Source organism: Janthinobacterium sp. RA13, assembly GCF_000745325.1.
Taxonomy (GTDB): domain Bacteria; phylum Pseudomonadota; class Gammaproteobacteria; order Burkholderiales; family Burkholderiaceae_D; genus Janthinobacterium; species Janthinobacterium rivuli.
This window is the reverse complement of record NZ_JQNP01000001.1, coordinates 2,076,183-2,095,031: the sequence shown is the minus strand read 5'-3', so window position 1 is coordinate 2,095,031 and position 18,849 is coordinate 2,076,183. Positions and strand designations below refer to the sequence as shown.

20 protein-coding genes and 1 pseudogene are annotated in these 18,849 nt (G+C 60.7%); all 21 read left to right on the top strand.

Going from position 1 to position 18,849, the window contains the following annotated elements; translation table 11 throughout:
* Nucleotides 1–14: 14 nt before the first annotated feature.
* Nucleotides 15–197, top strand: a complete 183-nt coding sequence (rpmF, locus tag FG13_RS09190) for a 50S ribosomal protein L32 (RefSeq protein ID WP_034749653.1) — start codon at nucleotides 15–17, stop codon at nucleotides 195–197.
* A gap of 210 nt (nucleotides 198–407) precedes the next feature.
* Nucleotides 408–1,475, top strand: a complete 1,068-nt coding sequence (gene plsX, locus FG13_RS09185) for a phosphate acyltransferase PlsX (RefSeq protein ID WP_035820253.1) — start codon at nucleotides 408–410, stop codon at nucleotides 1,473–1,475.
* Nucleotides 1,476–1,490: 15 nt separating this feature from the next.
* The gene (locus FG13_RS09180; protein WP_035820251.1) at nucleotides 1,491–2,489 is read left to right on the top strand and encodes a beta-ketoacyl-ACP synthase III; all 999 of its coding nucleotides are present in this window, start codon (nucleotides 1,491–1,493) and stop codon (nucleotides 2,487–2,489) included.
* A 30-nt stretch (nucleotides 2,490–2,519) separates the two neighbouring features.
* Nucleotides 2,520–3,461, top strand: a complete 942-nt coding sequence (gene fabD, locus FG13_RS09175; protein WP_035820249.1) for an ACP S-malonyltransferase — start codon at nucleotides 2,520–2,522, stop codon at nucleotides 3,459–3,461.
* Nucleotides 3,462–3,510: 49 nt separating this feature from the next.
* On the top strand, nucleotides 3,511–4,254 hold the full coding sequence (fabG, locus tag FG13_RS09170; RefSeq protein ID WP_035820245.1) for a 3-oxoacyl-ACP reductase FabG: 744 nt from the start codon (nucleotides 3,511–3,513) through the stop codon (nucleotides 4,252–4,254).
* A gap of 178 nt (nucleotides 4,255–4,432) precedes the next feature.
* Complete coding sequence (gene acpP, locus FG13_RS09165; protein WP_008449912.1) at nucleotides 4,433–4,672, top strand: acyl carrier protein; 240 nt, start codon at nucleotides 4,433–4,435, stop codon at nucleotides 4,670–4,672.
* A gap of 29 nt (nucleotides 4,673–4,701) precedes the next feature.
* On the top strand, nucleotides 4,702–5,952 hold the full coding sequence (gene fabF, locus FG13_RS09160) for a beta-ketoacyl-ACP synthase II (protein WP_035820244.1): 1,251 nt from the start codon (nucleotides 4,702–4,704) through the stop codon (nucleotides 5,950–5,952).
* A 121-nt stretch (nucleotides 5,953–6,073) separates the two neighbouring features.
* Entirely contained in the window at nucleotides 6,074–6,601 is a 528-nt protein-coding gene (locus tag FG13_RS09155; RefSeq protein ID WP_035820243.1) for a hypothetical protein, read from the top strand.
* 87 nt (nucleotides 6,602–6,688) lie between these two features.
* Complete coding sequence (gene rpoE / locus FG13_RS09150) at nucleotides 6,689–7,291, top strand: RNA polymerase sigma factor RpoE (protein ID WP_077406708.1); 603 nt, start codon at nucleotides 6,689–6,691, stop codon at nucleotides 7,289–7,291.
* Nucleotides 7,292–7,363: 72 nt separating this feature from the next.
* Nucleotides 7,364–7,669 (top strand): sigma-E factor negative regulatory protein, encoded by a 306-nt coding sequence (locus tag FG13_RS09145; protein ID WP_051959584.1) that lies wholly within the window; start codon nucleotides 7,364–7,366, stop codon nucleotides 7,667–7,669.
* Nucleotides 7,670–8,002: 333 nt separating this feature from the next.
* Nucleotides 8,003–9,409, top strand: a complete 1,407-nt coding sequence (locus FG13_RS09140) for a DegQ family serine endoprotease (protein ID WP_235211835.1) — start codon at nucleotides 8,003–8,005, stop codon at nucleotides 9,407–9,409.
* Nucleotides 9,410–9,467: 58 nt separating this feature from the next.
* Nucleotides 9,468–9,713: a glutaredoxin family protein gene (locus FG13_RS09135; RefSeq protein ID WP_035820236.1), complete on the top strand. Its 246-nt coding sequence runs from the start codon at nucleotides 9,468–9,470 to the stop codon at nucleotides 9,711–9,713.
* Nucleotides 9,714–10,031: 318 nt separating this feature from the next.
* Entirely contained in the window at nucleotides 10,032–11,822 is a 1,791-nt protein-coding gene (gene lepA, locus FG13_RS09130; protein WP_035820235.1) for a translation elongation factor 4, read from the top strand.
* A 3-nt stretch (nucleotides 11,823–11,825) separates the two neighbouring features.
* The gene (gene lepB, locus FG13_RS09125) at nucleotides 11,826–12,743 is read left to right on the top strand and encodes a signal peptidase I (protein WP_035820229.1); all 918 of its coding nucleotides are present in this window, start codon (nucleotides 11,826–11,828) and stop codon (nucleotides 12,741–12,743) included.
* Between the two features lie 74 nt (nucleotides 12,744–12,817).
* Complete coding sequence (gene rnc / locus FG13_RS09120) at nucleotides 12,818–13,633, top strand: ribonuclease III (RefSeq protein WP_034749615.1); 816 nt, start codon at nucleotides 12,818–12,820, stop codon at nucleotides 13,631–13,633.
* A gap of 1 nt (nucleotide 13,634) precedes the next feature.
* Nucleotides 13,635–14,537 (top strand): GTPase Era, encoded by a 903-nt coding sequence (gene era, locus FG13_RS09115; RefSeq protein ID WP_034749612.1) that lies wholly within the window; start codon nucleotides 13,635–13,637, stop codon nucleotides 14,535–14,537.
* A 28-nt stretch (nucleotides 14,538–14,565) separates the two neighbouring features.
* Complete coding sequence (recO, locus tag FG13_RS09110; RefSeq protein ID WP_035820226.1) at nucleotides 14,566–15,414, top strand: DNA repair protein RecO; 849 nt, start codon at nucleotides 14,566–14,568, stop codon at nucleotides 15,412–15,414.
* A gap of 42 nt (nucleotides 15,415–15,456) precedes the next feature.
* Complete coding sequence (pdxJ, locus tag FG13_RS09105; protein ID WP_035820224.1) at nucleotides 15,457–16,218, top strand: pyridoxine 5'-phosphate synthase; 762 nt, start codon at nucleotides 15,457–15,459, stop codon at nucleotides 16,216–16,218.
* Between the two features lie 22 nt (nucleotides 16,219–16,240).
* Nucleotides 16,241–16,636 (top strand): holo-ACP synthase, encoded by a 396-nt coding sequence (gene acpS / locus FG13_RS09100; RefSeq protein WP_035820223.1) that lies wholly within the window; start codon nucleotides 16,241–16,243, stop codon nucleotides 16,634–16,636.
* Nucleotides 16,637–16,660: 24 nt separating this feature from the next.
* Nucleotides 16,661–18,541 (top strand): excinuclease ABC subunit UvrC, encoded by a 1,881-nt coding sequence (uvrC, locus tag FG13_RS09095; protein ID WP_442905200.1) that lies wholly within the window; start codon nucleotides 16,661–16,663, stop codon nucleotides 18,539–18,541.
* 8 nt (nucleotides 18,542–18,549) lie between these two features.
* Nucleotides 18,550–18,736 (top strand): annotated as a pseudogene (locus tag FG13_RS31250) (helix-hairpin-helix domain-containing protein); the annotation flags it as partial.
* Between the last annotated feature and the right edge of the window lie 113 nt (nucleotides 18,737–18,849).

Sequence of the window (18,849 nt, the reverse complement as noted above, 5' to 3'; positions counted from 1 at the left end):
TATTAGGAGTCATCATGGCAGTTCAACAGAACAAGAAAACCCCTTCCAAGCGCGGCATGCACCGTTCGCACGACTTCCTGGTCGCGCCGCAATTGAGCGTCGAGCCAGTTACCGGCGAAACACACATGCGTCACCATATCAGCCCTAACGGCTTCTATCGTGGCCGTAAAGTGTTGAAGACCAAAAACGACGAGTAATCGACGTTTTTGTTGGGTAAGATGAAAGCGGTGTTGCGTGGTTATTCGGCGTGGCGCCGCTTCTTCTTTTTTATCGGCTGCAATTCATCTTGCGCACCCGTCATTTTGAATCAAGCTTGCTCAGGCGGTGCATGACATGCTGCGCCCTGCATATGCTCCAGTCCGATTCACATCTTGCCGCACGCCCGCAGCGGTATTGAATCAACACAAATGACAATCAAAATTTCTATCGACTGCATGGGCGGAGATCACGGTCCCTCAGTCACTATCCCCGCAGCAATTTCCTTCGTAAAACATGAGCCTGAAGCCGAACTGATCCTTGTTGGATTGGAAGACGTGATCCGTGCCGAACTGAAAAAACATAAAGCCGACACGCATCCGCGCCTGTCGGTATTGCATGCCTCCGAACAAGTTACCATGGACGATCCCCTGGAAGTGGCTCTGCGCCGCAAGAAGGATTCCTCCATGCGCGTGGCCATCGAACAGGTCAAGAGCGGCGTGGCGCAAGCCTCCGTTTCCGCCGGCAATACGGCAGCCCTGATGGCCGTGTCGCGCTACGTACTGAAAACCATGTCCGGCGTCGACCGCCCGGCCATCTGCAGCATCTTGCCGAATCAAAAGAACGGCCCGACCTACATGCTGGACCTGGGCGCGAACGTCGATTGCGAACCGCATCACTTGCACCAGTTCGCCATCATGGGTTCCGTGCTCGTGTCCGCCATGGAAGGTATCGAACGCCCGACGATCGGCTTGCTGAACGTGGGCACGGAAGATATCAAGGGCAATGAAGTGGTGAAACTCACCTCGAAGCTGCTGCAGGCCGACCACGAGCGTGGCGCGCTGAACTTCTACGGCAACGTGGAAGGCAACGATATCTTCAAGGGCACGACCGATATCGTCGTCTGTGACGGTTTTGTCGGCAATGTGACCCTGAAAGCCATCGAAGGCCTGGCGCGCTTCATGAAAGACGTGCTCACTTCCGAATTCAAGCGCAATCCGATTACCATGCTGGGCGCACTGATCGCCCGCGGGGCCCTGAAAGCCATCGGCAACCGCCTGAATCCATCGCGTTACAACGGCGCCAGCCTGCTGGGCTTGCGTGGTCTCGTTTTCAAGAGCCATGGCAGCGCCGATGCCTATTCGTTCGAATGGGCCTTGCGCCGCGCCTTTGATGCGGCAAAAAATGACGTGCAAGCACACCTGGCCAGCCTGATCGCCGAGCTGATGCCGCGCACGCCAGTACCGGACGAACCTACATCAACAAGCTCTACCATTTAGTGGACGGGTATTTGCATGACTGTTTTTAGCAAAACTTACAGCAAAATTATCGGTACCGGCAGCTACTTGCCGGAGAAGCGCGTCACCAACCAGGATTTGACCGAACAGCTCGCCGCCAAGGGCATCGAGACCTCGGATGAATGGATTGTGTCGCGCAGCGGCATTTCGGCGCGCCATTACGCGGCGCCAACGCAAAATTCCTCGGACTTGGGCGTGGAAGCGGCCAAAAAGGCCCTGGAAATGGCCGGCCTGAGCGGCAACGACCTGGACCTGATCATCGTCGCCAGCTCGACCCCCGATTTCTTCGGCAGCTTCCCCAGCACCGCCTGCATCGTGCAAAACAAGCTGGGCATCACGAACAACTGCGCCGCCGTCGACGTGCAAGCCGTCTGCAGCGGTTTCGTGTATGCGGTCGCCACGGCCGACAGCTTCATCCAGTCGGGCATGCATAAAAACGTGCTGGTGATCGGCGCCGAAGTGTTTTCGCGCATCCTCAATTTCGACGACCGCGGCACCTGCGTGCTGTTCGGCGACGGCGCCGGCGCCATCGTCATGACGGCGTCAAAAGAGCCGGGCATCCTGGCCACCAAGCTGCATGCGGACGGCCGCCACTCGAACATCCTCAGCGTACCGGGCAGCCTGGCTGGCGGCGCGCTGGACGGCAGCGCCTTCCTCTACATGGATGGCCCGGCCGTGTTCAAGCTGGCCGTGTCCGTGCTGGAGAAAGTTGCGCACGAAGCCCTGGAGCACGCCAACATGACGTCGGACCAGATCGACTGGCTGATCCCGCACCAGGCGAACATCCGCATCATGAACAGCACGGCCAAGAAACTCGGCTTGCCTTTGGCAAAGATGGTGGTCACCGTCGACCAGCATGGCAACACCTCGGCCGCCTCGATCCCGCTGGCGCTCGACATCGCCGTGCGCGATGGCAGAGTCAAGAAGGGTGACAATGTCATGATGGAAGGCGTGGGCGGCGGCTTTACCTGGGGCGCCGTGCTGGCGCGCATGTAATCCCGCAACAATATTAAAAACGGAGTCACCATGACACAATTTGCATTTGTTTTCCCAGGCCAAGGCTCGCAAGCGATTGCGATGCTCGACGGTTTCGCCGGCAACCCTGTGGTTGCGCAGACCGTCGCCGAAGCGTCGGACGCCCTGCAATTCGACCTGGGCAAGCTGATCGCCGAAGGTCCGAAGGAAGAGCTGGATCTGACCACCAATACGCAACCGGTGATGCTGACGGCGGCCGTGGCCTTTTATCGCGCCTGGCTGGCGGCTGGCGGCCCCGTGCCGACGGTCGTGGCCGGTCACAGTCTCGGTGAATATTCGGCGTTGGTCGCCGCTGGCGTCATCTCGTTCAAGGACGCCGTGCCGCTCGTGCGTTTCCGCGCGCAAGCGATGCAGGAAGCCGTGCCGGTCGGGCAGGGCACGATGGCTGTCGTGCTGGGCCTGTCGGACGACGACGTGCGCGCCGCCTGTGCGGAAGCGGCGGCGGAAAACCCGGCCCTGGTGGTCGAGCCCGTCAATTTCAATGCGCCAGCGCAAGTCGTCATCGCCGGCCATACGGCGGCCGTTGAGCGCGCCTGCGAACTGGCCAAGGCCAAGGGCGCCAAGCGCGCCATGAAACTCCCCGTCTCGGCGCCATTCCACTCGTCGCTGCTGAAGCCCGCATCGGACCGCTTGCGCGAGTATATGGCCGGCTTGACGTTCTCGGCGCCGCAAATCGCCCTGATCAACAACGTCGACGTGGCCATCGTCAACGACGTGGCCGGCATCAAGGATGCGCTCGTGCGCCAGGCGGCCAGCCCCGTGCGCTGGGTGGAAACCATGCAAAAAGTGGCGGCGGACGGCATCACGCAAGTGATCGAATGCGGTCCGGGCAAGGTTCTGATGGGCCTGGCCAAGCGCATCGATCCGGTGCTGGTGGGCGACGCCATCGTCGACCAGGCATCGCTGGAACGCATTTTGACGCAGCTCAAATAAACATCAGATCGCGGCAGCTTGCCTGCCGCGGTTGCTTTTAAGGATACTCATGAATTTAGCAAATCAAGTCGTGCTGGTCACGGGCGCCTCGCGCGGCATCGGCCGCGCCATCGCCACCGAACTGGGCAAGCAGGGTGCCACCGTGGTCGGCACCGCCACCTCGGAAAGCGGCGCGCAAGCCATCACCGATTACCTGGCCGCCGAAGGCGTGGCGGGCAAGGGGCTGGTCCTGAACGTGACCGATGCGGCGCGCTGCGCGGCCGTCGTCGATGAAGTGCAGAAAACCTACGGCAGCCTGTCGATCCTGGTCAACAATGCGGGCATCACGCAAGACCAGTTGGCCATGCGCATGAAGGATGAAGAGTGGGATAGCGTCATTTCCACGAACCTGTCGGCCGTCGGCCGTTTGTCGCGCGCCGTGTTGCGCGGCATGATGAAAGCCAAAACTGGGCGTATCATTAATATCACGTCGGTGGTGGCGTCGTCGGGCAATCCGGGGCAAATGAATTACGCGGCGGCCAAGGCTGGCGTGGAAGGCATGAGCCGCGCCCTGGCGCGCGAAATCGGCAGCCGCAACATTACCGTGAACTGCATCGCGCCGGGCTTCATCGATACCGACATGACCAAGGCCCTGAGCGAAGAGCAGCACGCGGCCCTGTTGACGCAAATTCCCCTGTCCCGCTTGGGCAAACCGGAAGACGTGGCGGCGGCGGTGGCCTTTCTGGCTTCGCCACAAGCGGCATATATCACGGGCACGACCCTGCACGTGAACGGTGGAATGTACATGAATTGATGTGAAAGGTAGACGGGACGGGCGTTTGTGGCATGATTCAACGGTCGTTTTTGTCTATAATCGCATCTTTTAGCAGCAGCTTCGGTCGAATTAGCAGCAGACACCGAAATTAGTATTCGGACGCGCAAACCTGATAAAATGCGCGCACTTTCCGTAACACACACTTTGGAGCCATAACATGTCGGATATCGAACAACGCGTTAAGAAAATCGTCGCTGAGCAACTGGGCGTTGCAGAAGCAGACATCAAAATCGAATCCTCCTTCGTCGACGATCTCGGCGCCGATTCCCTGGACACCGTGGAACTGGTCATGGCCCTGGAAGACGAATTCGAAATGGAAATCCCTGACGAACAAGCTGAAAAAATCACCACCGTGCAACAGGCGATCGACTACGCCACCGCACACGTCAAGGCCTAAGCCTGTCTGACCGACTTCAGGAGAATCGCTTGAGCCGTTCTAAAAACCGTCGTGTTGTTGTCACCGGCCTGGGCTGCGTTTCACCTGTCGGCAATACTATTGCCGAGGCGTGGGGCGCAATCGTTGAAGGTAAATCCGGCATTGCCACGATTACCAAGTTTGATGCACAGCCATTCACCACGCATTTTGCCGGTGAAGTCAAAGGTTTCAATATCGAAGAGTACATCTCCGGTAAGGAAGCCCGCCATATGGATACCTTTATCCATTACGGCATGGCTGCGGGCATCCAGGCGATCCAGGACTCCGGTCTGGAAGTCACCGAAGAAAACGCCGAGCGCATCGGCGTGATCATCGGTTCCGGTATCGGTGGCTTGCCGCTGATCGAAGACACCAAGTCCGAGTACGAAAAGCGCGGTCCGCGCCGTATCTCGCCATTTTTCGTGCCTGCCTCGATCATTAACATGATCTCTGGCAACCTTTCGATCAAATATGGTCTGAAGGGCCCGAACCTGGCGATCGTTACAGCGTGTACCACCGGTCTGCACAGCATCGGTGCCGCAGCGCGCATGATCGAGTACGGCGATGCCGACGTCATGATCGCCGGCGGTGCTGAATCGACCGTGTCGCCACTGGGCCTGGGCGGTTTCGCTTCGGCGCGTGCCTTGTCGACCCGCAACGACGATCCGGCAACGGCATCGCGTCCGTGGGACGCCGACCGCGACGGCTTCGTGCTGGGCGAGGGTGCTGGCGTCATGGTGCTGGAAGAGTACGAGCACGCGGTGGCCCGTGGTGCCAAGATCTATGCCGAAGTGCATGGTTTCGGGATGAGCGCAGATGCTTATCACATGACCTCGCCGCTGGAAGATGGTAGCGGCGGCAGCAAATCGGTGATCGCGGCCCTCGACAACGCAGGCTTGAACCCGGATCAGATTCAATACCTGAACGCGCACGGCACATCGACCCCGCAAGGCGACGTGGCGGAAGTGATGGGCATCAAGCGCACCTTCGGTGATCACGCCAAGCATATTGTCGTCAACTCGACCAAGTCGATGACGGGCCATTTGCTGGGCGGCGCGGGCGGTCTGGAAGCGGTATTTACGGTCCTGGCATTGCACCATCAGGTGTCGCCACCGACCATCAATATCTTCAACCAGGATCCGGCGTGCGATCTCGATTTCTGTGCCAACACGGCGCGTGATATGAAGATCGATTATGCAGTGAAGAATTCGTTCGGCTTCGGCGGAACGAATGGCACGCTGATTTTCGGTAAAGCGAAATAAGCAGGAACTTTCAAGCGCTCGCTACGGTCAAATCGTAGTGAGCGCTGATTCGGCGCCAACGTTCGTTGGCGCCTGAATTTGCCCGGCATGTTGCCGGCGCGCCTTTTTTTTCCCATGAAGTATGTCGATCGCGGTAGCGGCTGTCATTCGCACGCCTGTCTGTTTGCGCCTGTTGCAAGCGGTGCTGGGGCTGTGCGCCTTGCTGGCTGCCTGGCCCTTGAGTGGTGTCTGGCGCAGCCTGCCCGTGCCCGGCCAACTGGTGGGCGGCTATGCGCTGGGCTTGTTTGCAGCCTTGCTGAGTGCGGCTGGCGGCGTGTTTTTGCTGGCCTTGCTGCGCTGGCGCAGAAAGCCGCAGGCGCTTGATATTTCGCCGGTTGGCCAGTTGCGGCTGGCGGTATATCTGGAGCATGGCGGGGTGCCTGGAAGCGGTGCTGCCGGGGTGGCTGAGACGGCTGAGCCGGCTGAGGCGGCGCCGGGGCTGCGCCTGTTGCCGGGCTCGACCTTGTGGCCGTCGCTGCTGGTGCTGTGCCTGGCGGATGCCGCCGGGCGTCGCACGGAAGTGCTGGTACAGCGCGGCGGCAGTTGCGCCGCCTTCCGCCCGCTGGCCGTGGCTTGCCGGGCTATCGCGGCGCGGAACAGGGAAGAATAAAAGTGGGGCGAACACTGAACTTCTTGCAGCGGGCCAACTCTATATCCATACAGGCGCCCACGCTGCATGACTACAGGGACATTGGGCGTGAGGACAGAGCGCGAGTATGATCAGTTACTGGTCGAGCGGGTGCAGGCTGGCGACAAACGGGCATTCGATGTGCTGGTATCGAAATATCAGCGCCGCTTGATGCGTCTTGTGTCGCGGCTGGTGCATGATCCGGCGGAGGCCGAAGATGTGGTGCAGGAAACCTTTATCAAGGCATACCGGGCGCTGCGCCATTTTCGCGGCGAGGCCGCCTTTTATACCTGGCTGTATCGCATTGGCATCAATACGGCCAAGAATTATCTCGTCACGCAGGGGCGGCGCGCCGCCACATCCAGCGATGCCGACGCCGAACAGGCGGAGTCCTTCGATGATGGCAATAAATTGCGAGACAACAATACACCCGAATCGGTGCTGGCCAGCAAGCAGATCGCGGCCACCGTCAATGCGGCCATGGATGTGCTGCCCATCGAGTTGCGCACGGCCATCGTGCTGCGCGAAATCGAGGGCCTGAGCTATGAAGAAATATCGGAAATCATGGCGTGCCCCATCGGCACCGTGCGCAGCCGGATTTTTCGCGCGCGCGAAGTGATCGCGGAGAAATTGAAACCGTTGTTGGACATGCCGATTGACAAGCGCTGGTAATCTGGGGAGTATGAGGCTGGCATGGCTGCGTCCGGTTTCCGCACCGATCCTTTTGAAATGGCAGGACCCATCATGGATACGCATACACGATTGCACGAGACTATTTCCGCCCTGGCCGATGGCGAGCTGGCGGCGAGCGAACTCGAACTGGCTTTTGCTGCCCTCGATACGCCATCGGGGCGGCAGGCCTGGGATGCCTATCGCCATATCGGTGACGTGCTGCGCTCGGAGCAGTACGGCCATGCACTGAGCGCCCACTTCGATGCGCGCATGGCCAGCCGTCTGGCCGCGGAGCCGTCGCCTGAGGGGACAGCTCATGTGGAGCCGTTGCCGCCCCTCGTGCCGCCGGGCGTGGCCGAGCCGCTGGCGCAGCGCTAGCTGTCGCGTTTTCCATCTTATGCCAGGCTTAACATCCTCTTCGCCCCCTTGACACTGGCCTTCGGTACGATTGACACTGTGGGCAGGCAATATCTTGCTTTTGCGATATATTGTTGCTGCCATGCGCGTTGTCAGGTGGGTTTGCCCCTGGATTGCCGTCATGATGGCCAATCATGCGCGCAGGCAATTGCCTGATTCGCGTTTTGATCCGTTTATATATTCGAAAAGATCCTTTCCATGAAAAAAACCATGTGTGCCGCCAGCAAGTCGTTTTCAGTGAAGACGCTTTCCGCTTTATTGTTCGGTACGGCTGGCGTCTTCCTTGCTCCCACCATGCTGGGCCTGGCGCCACAGGCGCAGGCTGCCGTGCCCGCCATAAAACTGCCTGATTTCTCGGATCTGGTCGACGCCGTCGGCCCGGCCGTGGTGAATATCCGCACCACCGAGCGCTTGAAGATGGGCGCCGCCGGAGCTGGCGCGGGCGGCCAGGACGAGCAGGAAATGCAGGAATTCCTGCGCCGCTTCTTTGGCGGCGCCATGCCGACGCCGCGCCAGCAGGCGCCACGCGGCGGCCGCCGCGCCGTGCCGCAGGAGCAGGAAGTGCAGCGCGGCGTCGGTTCCGGCTTCATCATTTCGGCCGATGGCTACGTGCTGAGCAATGCCCACGTGGTCGACGGCGCCGACGAGGTGTACGTGACCCTGACGGACAAGCGCGAATTCAAGGCCAAGGTGATCGGCGCCGATGCGCGCACCGACGTGGCCCTACTGAAAATCGAAGGCGGCAACCTGCCGCGCCTGACCATTGGCGACTCGGACAAGATCCGCGTGGGCGAATGGGTCATCGCCATCGGCTCGCCGTTCAACCTGGAAAACACGGTGACGGCCGGCATCATTTCCGCCAAATCACGCGACACGGGCGACTACTTGCCTCTGATCCAGAGCGACGTGGCCGTCAATCCTGGCAACTCCGGTGGTCCCTTGATCAATATGCGCGGCGAAGTGATCGGCATCAATTCGCAGATCGCCACCTTGTCCGGCGCCTACAATGGCATTTCGTTTGCCGTGCCCATCGATGAAGCCATGCGCGTGGGCGAGCAGCTGAAAAAGACGGGCAAGGTCGTGCGCGGACGCATCGGCGTGCAGATCGGCGAAGTGAGCAAGGACGTGGCGGAATCGCTGGGCTTGCCGAACGCCAAGGGCGCGCAAGTATCGATGGTGGAACCGGGCGGCCCGGCCGACAAGGCGGGCATCAAGCCGGGCGACATCATCCTGAAATTCAACGGCGCCCAGATCGAGCGTTCATCCGACCTGCCGCGCCTGGTTGGCGGCGCCGCCGTCAACGGCAAATCCACGATCACCGTCTGGCGCAAGGGTGCGCAGCAGGATGTTCCCGTCACCGTCGTCGAGCTCGAAAGCGAGAAAGCGGCGAAGAAGGGCGCCAAGGAGCCGGAAGCGCAAGCCGTCAATGCGCTGGGGCTGAAGGTCAGCGACGTGCCGGCCGCCAAGAAGCAGGAATTGAAGATCGACGCGGGCGTGCTGGTCGACGATGCCGATGGCGTGGCGGCCCAGGCCGGCCTTCAGCCTGGCGATGTGATCTTGCAGTTGAACAACGTTGCCGTGAAAGACGCCAAGCAGTTCAACGCCCTGGTCGCCAAGCTCGATCCGAAGAAGACGTCGGCCGTGCTGGTGCGCCGTGGCGACGTGGCGCAATTCGTTTCGCTGCGTCCGTCGGCGAAGTAAAATTTGGGGTCAGACCCGTCGGGTCTGACCCCAGCCTTCTTTTGCGCCGCCACAAAAAATGCACTTCACCCTCTATTCCCGCAGTTATTGCCACCTTTGCCAGGACATGCTCGACGCCTTGCTCCTGCTGCAGCCGCCCGGAAAACCGTTCACGGTGGACGTGATCGACATCGATGCGTCGCCCGACGCTTCGCTGCTGGCCCGTTTCGATGAGCTGGTGCCGGTGCTGTTTGGCGATCTGGCGCAGCCCGAGCTATGCCATTATTTCCTCGACGAAGCGGCCGTGCGGCGCCGCCTGGCATAGCTTAAATGTCAATATTGACACTGCATTGCACCATTCTGGTGCCGAAAACCGCCGAAAATGTCGGCTTGCCCCCGTGCCGGCCTCATAAGACGGGCTTTCTACTCTGAAATCCGGTAAAATGGGGAGGTCGAAAAAGCTACTGTCCGAGGCAGCAGCTTCTGTCGCTTCAAAAGCGCTCGCCTGGGCATGCAGATGTCCTGCCCGGAGCGCTTTTTTTCATCATGAGTGGGGCGCCCGGTTTTGGCCCTGTTTGGCCCGAGCATGATCCCCATGATTCCTGTTAAAGCAGTGTCGTCAACTTCGCACTTATATTAGTTAATGAACAACATACGCAACTTCTCCATCATCGCCCATATTGACCACGGTAAATCGACCCTGGCTGACCGCATCATTCAATTGTGCGGCGGCTTGTCCGACCGCGAGATGGAGGCGCAGGTGCTCGATTCGATGGATCTGGAGCGCGAGCGCGGCATTACCATCAAGGCGCAAACGGCGGCCTTGCACTACAAGGCGCGCGATGGCCAGATCTACAACCTGAACCTGATCGATACGCCGGGCCACGTCGACTTCAGCTATGAAGTGTCGCGCTCGCTGTCGGCGTGCGAAGGCGCGCTGCTGGTCGTTGACGCGTCGCAAGGCGTGGAAGCGCAAACAGTGGCCAACTGCTACACGGCGCTGGACCTGGGCGTGGAAGTGGTGCCCGTCCTGAACAAGATCGACTTGCCGAACGCGGACCCTCCGAACGCCATTGCCGAGATCGAAGACGTGATCGGCATCGACGCGGCCGACGCCGTGCATTGCTCGGCCAAGACGGGCTTCGGCGTGCTGGACGTGCTCGAACAACTGATCGTCAAGGTACCGCCGCCGAAGGGCGATCCGGACGCGCCGCTGCAGGCGCTGATCGTCGACTCCTGGTATGACGCCTATGTGGGCGTGGTCATGCTGGTGCGCGTGGTCAACGGCACCCTGAAACCGAAAGACAAGATCCGCCTGATGGCCACCGATTCGGTTCAGCTGGTGGAAGACATCGGCGTGTTTTCGCCCCGTTCGCAATCCTTGCCGCAATTGTCGGCAGGCCAGGTGGGTTTCATCATCGCCGGCATCAAGGAATTGAAAGCGGCGAAAGTGGGCGACACCGTCACCCTGGCCGGCCGTCCTGCCGCCGCGCCATTGCCTGGCTTCAAGGAAGTGCAGCCGCAAGTGTTCGCCGGCCTGTTCCCTGTGGAAGCGAACCAGTACGACGCGCTGCGCGACTCGCTGGAAAAGCTGAAATTGAACGACGCGGCCCTGATGTACGAGCCGGAAGTGTCGCAGGCGCTGGGCTTCGGCTTCCGCTGCGGTTTCCTGGGCTTGCTGCACATGGAAATCGTGCAGGAGCGCCTCGAACGCGAATTCGACATGGACCTGATCACCACGGCGCCAACCGTGGTGTACGAAGTGATCCAGCGCGACGGCACCATGATCAACGTCGACAATCCATCGAAGATGCCCGATCCGTCGCGCATCGAGGAAGTGCGCGAGCCTATCGTCACGGTCAATCTGTACATGCCGCAGGAATACGTGGGCTCCGTGATTACCTTGTGTATCGGCAAGCGCGGCATCCAGATGGACATGAGCTACCACGGCCGCCAGGTCAAGCTCGTGTATGAAATGCCGATGGCCGAGATCGTGCTGGACTTCTTCGACCGTCTGAAATCGACGTCGCGCGGCTATGCCTCGATGGATTACGAGTTCAAGGAATACCGCGCGGCCGACGTGGTCAAGGTCGACATGCTGATCAACAGCGAAAAAGTCGATGCGCTGGCCATCATCGTCCACCGTTCGAATAGTCAGTACCGTGGCCGCCAGGTGGCCGCCAAGATGCGCGAACTGATCCCGCGCCAGATGTTCGACGTGGCGATTCAGGCGACCATCGGCGCCAACATCATTTCGCGCGAGAACGTGAAAGCCTTGCGCAAGAACGTGCTGGCCAAGTGCTATGGCGGCGACATCAGCCGCAAGAAAAAATTGCTGGAAAAACAAAAAGCGGGTAAGAAACGCATGAAGCAAGTGGGTTCCGTGGAGATCCCGCAAGAGGCATTCCTGGCAATTTTACAAGTGGATGGTTAATCAATGAACCTGCAAGTGATTTTAGGAAATTTCGCTTTAATCCTGTTCGTGCTGATGGTGTTGACGGGCCTGGTCTGGTGCCTGGATGTGTTTTATCTGTCCAAGCAGCGCCGCAAGGCGGCCGACCGCGCTCTGGCTGAATTCGATGCGCGCCAGTCCAAGCTGGCCGCCGAGGGCATCAAGTCCGATGCGGGCGGCAGCCGCGCCAGCATCGAGGCGGCCCTGTTGCGTCAGCCGACCTGGGTCGAGTATTCGGGCAGTTTCTTCCCCGTCATCGCTCTCGTGTTCTGCCTGCGCTCGTTCCTGTATGAGCCATTCAAGATCCCGTCGAGCTCGATGGTGCCGACCTTGCTGGTGGGCGATCTGATCCTGGTCAACAAGTTTACTTATGGCATTCGTTTGCCGATCGTCAACAAGCGCATCATTGAAGTCAACGATCCGCAGCGCGGCGACGTGATGGTGTTCAAGTACCCGAAAGATATGTCGCAAGACTATATCAAGCGCGTGATCGGTGTGCCCGGTGATAAAATCACCTATGAAAACAAGCGCTTGACGGTCAATGGCAAGGAAGTCGCCTACACCCCGCTGGACGACTATCTGGATGATGAAAGCACTGTTTACCACAAGCAGCTGGAAGAAAACCTGACGGGCGTGAGCCACCGCATCCTTAACGACGAGCCTGCTCCTACGTTGAATTTGCGCGAAGTGAAGGATTTCCCGCACAAGGATGCGTGCAACTACAAAGAAGACGGTTTTACGTGTGTAGTGCCACAAGGCAATTACTTCATGATGGGCGACAACCGCGACAATAGCGCGGACAGCCGCTACTGGGGCTTCGTGCCGAACGAGAACATCGTCGGCAAGGCTTTCCTGGTGTGGATGAACTTCAGCAATCCGAAAAGAGTGGGCGGCATACACTAAGCCGTCCCTATGGCTGCCGCGCCGATTCCCCGCGCGGCGGCCAGCCGAATTACTCAGATGACACAGAAACAACAATGAATCTTCAGTTATTGCAAACCCGTTTAGGCTATACGTTCCAGGATGCTGGCCTGTTGCAGCAAGCCTTGACGCATCGTAGCCACAGCAGTTTGCATAACGAGCGGCTGGAATTTCTCGGCGACTCCATCCTCAACTGCGTGGTCGCGTCCATCCTGTATGAACGCTTCAAGTCCATCGACGAGGGCGATTTGTCGCGTCTGCGCGCCAATCTGGTGAAACAGCAGTCGCTGTATGAAATCGCGCAAAAGCTGGAATTGTCGCAATTTTTGCGCCTGGGCGAAGGCGAACTCAAATCGGGCGGTTTCCGCCGCCCATCGATCCTTGCCGACACCCTCGAAGCCTTGCTGGGCGCGATTTTCCTCGACACGGGTTTTGACGCCGCCAGCACGGTGATCCGCGCCTTCTACATTCCCATCCTCGACTCGGTCGACCCGCAAACCCTGGGCAAGGATGCCAAGACCCTGCTGCAGGAGTTTTTGCAAAGCAAGAAAATTTCGCTGCCACAGTACAATGTGGTGGCCACCCACGGCGCCGCCCACAGCCAGGAATTCGAGATCGAATGCCTGGTGCCAAAATTGAATATCCAGGTCTACGGTCGTGGCGGAAGCCGCCGCGCCGGTGAGCAAGCCGCCGCCAAACTGGCGCTGGACGTGGCCGAGCAGGCGTTGTTGAAGTCGCCTGCCGCCAGCCGCAAGCCGAAACCGCGCGCCGCCCAGCTCAAGCTGGCCGGCATTGCCACCATCCAGAGCGACGACGCGCAAGCCCCGGCTGCCCCGGCGATCGCCGCTCACACTAAACAGAATCGACACTAGCATGACAGCCACCAAAATGCCCGACAACTTCCGCTGTGGCTATATCGCCATCGTGGGCCGCCCCAACGTGGGCAAATCGACCCTGATGAACGTGCTGATCGGCGCGAAGGTCAGCATCACTTCGCGCAAGGCGCAAACGACGCGCCACCGCATCACGGGCATCCAGACGGTGCCGGACGCGCAATTCATCTACGTCGACACGCCTGGCTTCCAGACGCGCCACTCGAACGCGCTGAACAAGACGCTGAACAAGACCGTGACGAACACCCTGATTTCATCGGACGTGATTTTGTACGTGATCGAGGCGGGCACGTTCGGCCCGGCCGACCAGCAAGTGATGGACCTGCTGCCGAAGGAAGTGCCGTGCATCCTCGTCATCAACAAATCCGACCGCGTGAAAGACAAGGCCGTGCTGCTGCCGTTCGCGCAAAAGATTGCCGCCATGCGCGACTTCGCCGCCATCGTGCCTGTTTCCGCCAAGCTGCATTTCCAACTGGAAGGCTTGCAGAACGAGATCAAGCGCTTCTTGCCGGAAAACCAGCCGATCTTTGGCCCGGACGACATCACGGACCGCAGCGAGAAATTCCTCGCCTCGGAAATCGTGCGCGAAAAACTGTTCCGCTTCGTGGGCGACGAACTGCCGTACACGAGCACCGTGCTGATCGAGAAATTCGAGCAGGAAGGCGACCTGCGCCGCGTGTTTGCCGCCATCCTGGTCGAGCGCGATACCCATAAATCCATGATCATCGGTAACAAGGGCGCACGCCTGAAGGAAGTCTCCACCCAGGCCCGCCTGGATATGGAAAAGCTGTTCGGCGGCCCCGTGTACCTGGAAATCTGGGTCAAGGTCAAGTCGGGCTGGGCCGACAACGAGGCGGGCTTGCGCGCCTACGGCTACGAGTAATCCGCAACCCGGGGGCGACGCCACACGCATGAGCACCACCACGCCAGCGCTGCACCATCCTGCGCCAGCCGCCTCTGCTGCATCTGCGCCGGTCCCTACGCCGGCGGCCATCGCGCCGCCGGCCGCACCTTCCACAGCGCCCCGGCGCAGCCGTCCGCCCGCGCGCGACGGCCGCATCACGGGACAGCCAGCCTTCGTGCTGCACAGCTATCCGCATAAAGAAACCAGCCTCATCGTCGATGTGTTTACACGCGAATACGGCCGCATCGCGCTCGTCGCCAAGGGCGCCAAGCGGCCCCATTCGCAGTTGCGCGGCGTGCTGCAGACGTTCCAGCCGCTGCAGGCGGGCTGGACGGGCAAGTCCGAGCTGCGCATCCTGACGGGCGCCGAGTGGGTGGGTGGCATGCTGCCGCTGGAGAAAACTGCGCTGCTGTGCGGTTTTTACCTGAACGAATTGCTGGTGAAACTGCTGGCGCGCGACGATCCGCATCCTGTCCTGTTCGACCACTACGTTGCCACCTTGAATCAACTGGCGCACAATGAGCCGCCGCCCATCGTGCTGCGCAAGTTCGAGCGCGCCTTGCTCAAGGAAACGGGCGTGGCGGCCGACTTGACGCGCTGCACGGGCACGCGCCAGGCCGTCGATGCGGGGCAGGTGTACGTGGTTGACCCGGAACGCGGGCCGCGCCCGGCGCGCGCCAGCGATGCCTGGCCCAAGATCACGGGCAAGACCCTGCTCGACATGGAGCGCGAAGATTATCTTGACGTGGCCACGCAGGCGCAAAGCAAGCTGCTGATGCGCTTTTTGCTGGCCCATCAACTGGGCGGCGCCACCTTGAATACGCGCCAGATACTGATCGATTTAATGCAGCTGTAGCGGCGGTTTGCCGCACGACAGCACTTTACGGATACCATCACTATGAGCTTTTTGCAGCCTTCCGGCCCCGTCATCGACCTGGGCGTCAATATCGACCACGTGGCCACCTTGCGCAATGCGCGCGGCACCGCCTATCCGGACCCGGTCCGCGCGGCCCTGCTGGCCGAGCAGGCCGGCGCCGACGCCATCACCCTGCATCTGCGCGAAGACCGCCGCCACATCAAGGATGCGGACGTCATCGCCATCGCACCGCAGTTGCTCACGCGCATGAACCTGGAAGCGGCCGTCACGGCCGAGATGATCGATTTCGCCTGCCGCATCAAGCCGGCGGACGTTTGCCTGGTACCGGAAAAACGCACGGAAGTGACGACCGAAGGGGGCCTGGACGTGGTGCGCTACTTCAAGGAAGTGCAGGCGGCGGTGAAACAATTGCAAGGCGAGGGCATCCGCGTGAGCTTGTTCATCGATGCGGACGAGCAGCAGATCGCCGCCGCCGCCGAGCTCGGCGCGCCCGTGATCGAGCTGCACACGGGCCGCTATGCCGATACGCAAGGTGCCGAGCAGCTGGCGGAGCTGGAGCGCATCAAGGCCGGCGTGCTGTTCGGCGTGGGCCGCGGTTTGAAGGTCAATGCGGGCCACGGCTTGCATTACACCAATGTGCAGGCCATCGCCGCCATTCCCGATATTGCTGAATTGAACATCGGCCACGCCATCGTCGCGCACGCCGTGTTTGTCGGCTGGGAAAACGCCGTGCGCGAAATGAAGGCCATCATGGTGGCTACGCGCCTCGGGCACAGGGCCTGATAACAGATAGCAAGGAGGCAGCATGATCTACGGCATCGGCACCGATATCTGCAAGATACCCCGCATCGAGGCGGCGTTGGCGCTTCATGGCGAGCGTTTCGCCAAAAAAATACTGGGACCGCAGGAGCTGGAAAAATTCCGCGCCCGCAGCGCCAGGAATGCCGTGCGCGGCGTGCGCTTCCTCGCCACGCGCTTCGCGGCAAAAGAGGCGTTTTCCAAGGCCATCGGCCTGGGCTTGCGCATGCCGATGACCTGGCCCGCCGCGCAGATGCTGAACCATCCCAGCGGCAAGCCGATGATCGTCTGCAGCGGCGTGCTGGCCGAGTTCATGGCCGCAAACCGGCTGAGCGCGCAAGTGACCATCAGCGATGAAGAAGAATATGCGGTCGCGTTCGTGATCGTGGAGCAAGCAGGGTAACTATAAGTGCGCAATGAGCCAGCAATGACCGAAGCAAGCCCTGAACCTTTCTTGGCGGAGACGCCGCCCGACCCGCGCGCGCAGGTGCTGGCCACGGTCGCCAAGCTGCCGAACCTGCCCGGCGTGTACCGCTATTTCGACGCCGCCGACAAGGTGCTGTACGTCGGCAAGGCGCGCGACCTGAAAAAGCGCGTCTCCAGCTACTTCCAGAAAAACCTGGCCAGCCCCCGCATCGCCATGATGGTCGAGCGCATCGCGCGCCTGGAAACGACCGTCACGCACAGCGAGGCGGAAGCCCTGATCCTGGAAAACAACCTGATCAAGGCGCTGCAACCGCGCTACAACATCCTGTTCCGCGATGACAAATCGTATCCGTATCTGAAAATCACCAACGGCGATGCGCCGCGCATGGTGTATTACCGGGGCGCGGTGGACAAGAAAAACCAGTATTTCGGGCCGTTCCCCAGTTCCTGGGCCGTCAAGGAATCGATGCAGATCCTGCAAAAGGTGTTCCTCATCCGCACCTGCGAGGATAGCGTCTATGCGAACCGCACGCGGCCGTGCCTGCTGCACCAGATCGGCCGCTGCAGCGCGCCGTGCGTGGACTTGATCAGCAAGGAAGACTATAAAAACGATGTGGAAAACGCGGCGCGCTTCCTGCGCGGGCGCCAGAGCGAAGTGCTGGCCGACCTGGAAAAGAAGATGCACGCGTTTGCCGCCGAGCTGAAGTTCGAGCAGGCCGTGGTGGTGCGCAACCAGATCGCCTCGCTGTCGCGCGTGCTGCACCAGCAAAGCATGGAAACGACGGGCGACGCCGACGTCGACATTATCGCCGTGCTGGTGCAGGGCGGGCGCGCCTGCGTCAATCTGGCCATGGTGCGCGGCGGACGCCACCTGGGCGACCGCGCCTATTTCCCCAGCCAGCTCAGCGATGCGGCGGCGATTGCCGAGGAAGCCATCGAGGTGGAAGTGCTGGCCGCCTTCCTGGCCCAGCACTACACGGAAAAATTCATCCCCGGCACCCTGATCCTGAATATCGAATTCGACCAGCCAGCCCTGATGGTGGCGCTGATGGAGCAGTGCGGCCACCGCATCAACCTGATCTTCCAGCCGCAGGGGCAGCGCCGCCAGTGGCTGGAGATGGCGCAGAAGGGCGCCGAGATTTCGCTGGCGCGCTTGTTGTCCGAGCAGGGCTCGCAGCAGTCGCGCACGCGCGCGCTGGCCGAAGCGCTGCGCCTGGAAACGGAAGACCTCGACAGCCTGCGCGTGGAGTGTTTCGACATCAGCCACACGCAGGGCGAGGCGACGCAGGCGTCGTGCGTCGTGTTCCACCATCACGCCATGCAGAATGGCGAGTACCGGCGCTACAACATCAACGACATCACGCCGGGCGACGATTACGCGGCCATGCGCCAGGTCCTGATGCGCCGCTATGAAAAAGTGGCGAATGGCGATGGCGTGATGCCCGACGTGGTCTTGATCGACGGCGGCAAGGGGCAGATCGAAATGGCGCGCCAGGTGTTCGCCGAGCTGGGTCTCGATATCAGCCTGATCGTCGGCGTGGCCAAGGGGGAAGGGCGCAGGGTAGGCCTGGAAACCCTGCTGTTCGTCGATGGCCGCGCGGCGCAGGAACTGGGCAAGGAATCGGCGGCCCTGATGCTGATCGCGCAAATCCGCGATGAGGCGCACCGCTTTGCGATTACCGGCATGCGCGCCAAGCGGGCCAAGACGCGCCAGACGTCGCGCTTGGAAGAAATCGAAGGCATAGGCGCCAAGCGCCGGCAGAAACTGCTGTCGCGCTTTGGCGGCTTGCGCGGCGTGGTCGATGCCAGCGTCGAGGATCTGATGTCGGTGGAGGGGATTTCGACTCAACTTGCGGAAGAGATATATAAGCAGTTGCATTAATGCTCGAACGGGCGCGCCAGACCTCGCGCCTGGAAGAGATCGAAAGGGGCACAATGCGGCGCCAAGCGCCGCCAAAAACTGCTGTCGCGCTTTGGCGGCTTGCGCGGCGTGGTCGATGCCAGCGTCGAGGATCTGATGTCGGTGGAGGGAATTTCGACCCAGCTGGCGGAAGAGATTTACAAGCAGTTGCATTGATGGATGGGTGTCCGGTCCGGTGCTGCGGCAACCGGACTAGGCTAATACCCCTGGGCCATGTAGACTAGTGGCGCTTTCTTCATACTTTCTTCATATTCAATTTACCCGTTGGC

Coding starts and splice junctions, on each gene's coding strand:
- FG13_RS09140 (WP_235211835.1), top strand. CDS start 8,003: ATGCTGGGCCTGGCGCCACAGGCGCAGGCTGCCGTGCCCGCCATAAAA.
- FG13_RS09180 (WP_035820251.1), top strand. CDS start 1,491: ATGACTGTTTTTAGCAAAACTTACAGCAAAATTATCGGTACCGGCAGC.
- fabG (WP_035820245.1), top strand. CDS start 3,511: ATGAATTTAGCAAATCAAGTCGTGCTGGTCACGGGCGCCTCGCGCGGC.
- FG13_RS09135 (WP_035820236.1), top strand. CDS start 9,468: ATGCACTTCACCCTCTATTCCCGCAGTTATTGCCACCTTTGCCAGGAC.
- acpP (WP_008449912.1), top strand. CDS start 4,433: ATGTCGGATATCGAACAACGCGTTAAGAAAATCGTCGCTGAGCAACTG.
- era (WP_034749612.1), top strand. CDS start 13,635: ATGACAGCCACCAAAATGCCCGACAACTTCCGCTGTGGCTATATCGCC.
- rpmF (WP_034749653.1), top strand. CDS start 15: ATGGCAGTTCAACAGAACAAGAAAACCCCTTCCAAGCGCGGCATGCAC.
- pdxJ (WP_035820224.1), top strand. CDS start 15,457: ATGAGCTTTTTGCAGCCTTCCGGCCCCGTCATCGACCTGGGCGTCAAT.
- lepB (WP_035820229.1), top strand. CDS start 11,826: ATGAACCTGCAAGTGATTTTAGGAAATTTCGCTTTAATCCTGTTCGTG.
- FG13_RS09145 (WP_051959584.1), top strand. CDS start 7,364: ATGGATACGCATACACGATTGCACGAGACTATTTCCGCCCTGGCCGAT.
- lepA (WP_035820235.1), top strand. CDS start 10,032: ATGAACAACATACGCAACTTCTCCATCATCGCCCATATTGACCACGGT.
- FG13_RS09155 (WP_035820243.1), top strand. CDS start 6,074: ATGTCGATCGCGGTAGCGGCTGTCATTCGCACGCCTGTCTGTTTGCGC.
- recO (WP_035820226.1), top strand. CDS start 14,566: ATGAGCACCACCACGCCAGCGCTGCACCATCCTGCGCCAGCCGCCTCT.
- acpS (WP_035820223.1), top strand. CDS start 16,241: ATGATCTACGGCATCGGCACCGATATCTGCAAGATACCCCGCATCGAG.
- uvrC (WP_442905200.1), top strand. CDS start 16,661: ATGACCGAAGCAAGCCCTGAACCTTTCTTGGCGGAGACGCCGCCCGAC.
- plsX (WP_035820253.1), top strand. CDS start 408: ATGACAATCAAAATTTCTATCGACTGCATGGGCGGAGATCACGGTCCC.
- fabD (WP_035820249.1), top strand. CDS start 2,520: ATGACACAATTTGCATTTGTTTTCCCAGGCCAAGGCTCGCAAGCGATT.
- rnc (WP_034749615.1), top strand. CDS start 12,818: ATGAATCTTCAGTTATTGCAAACCCGTTTAGGCTATACGTTCCAGGAT.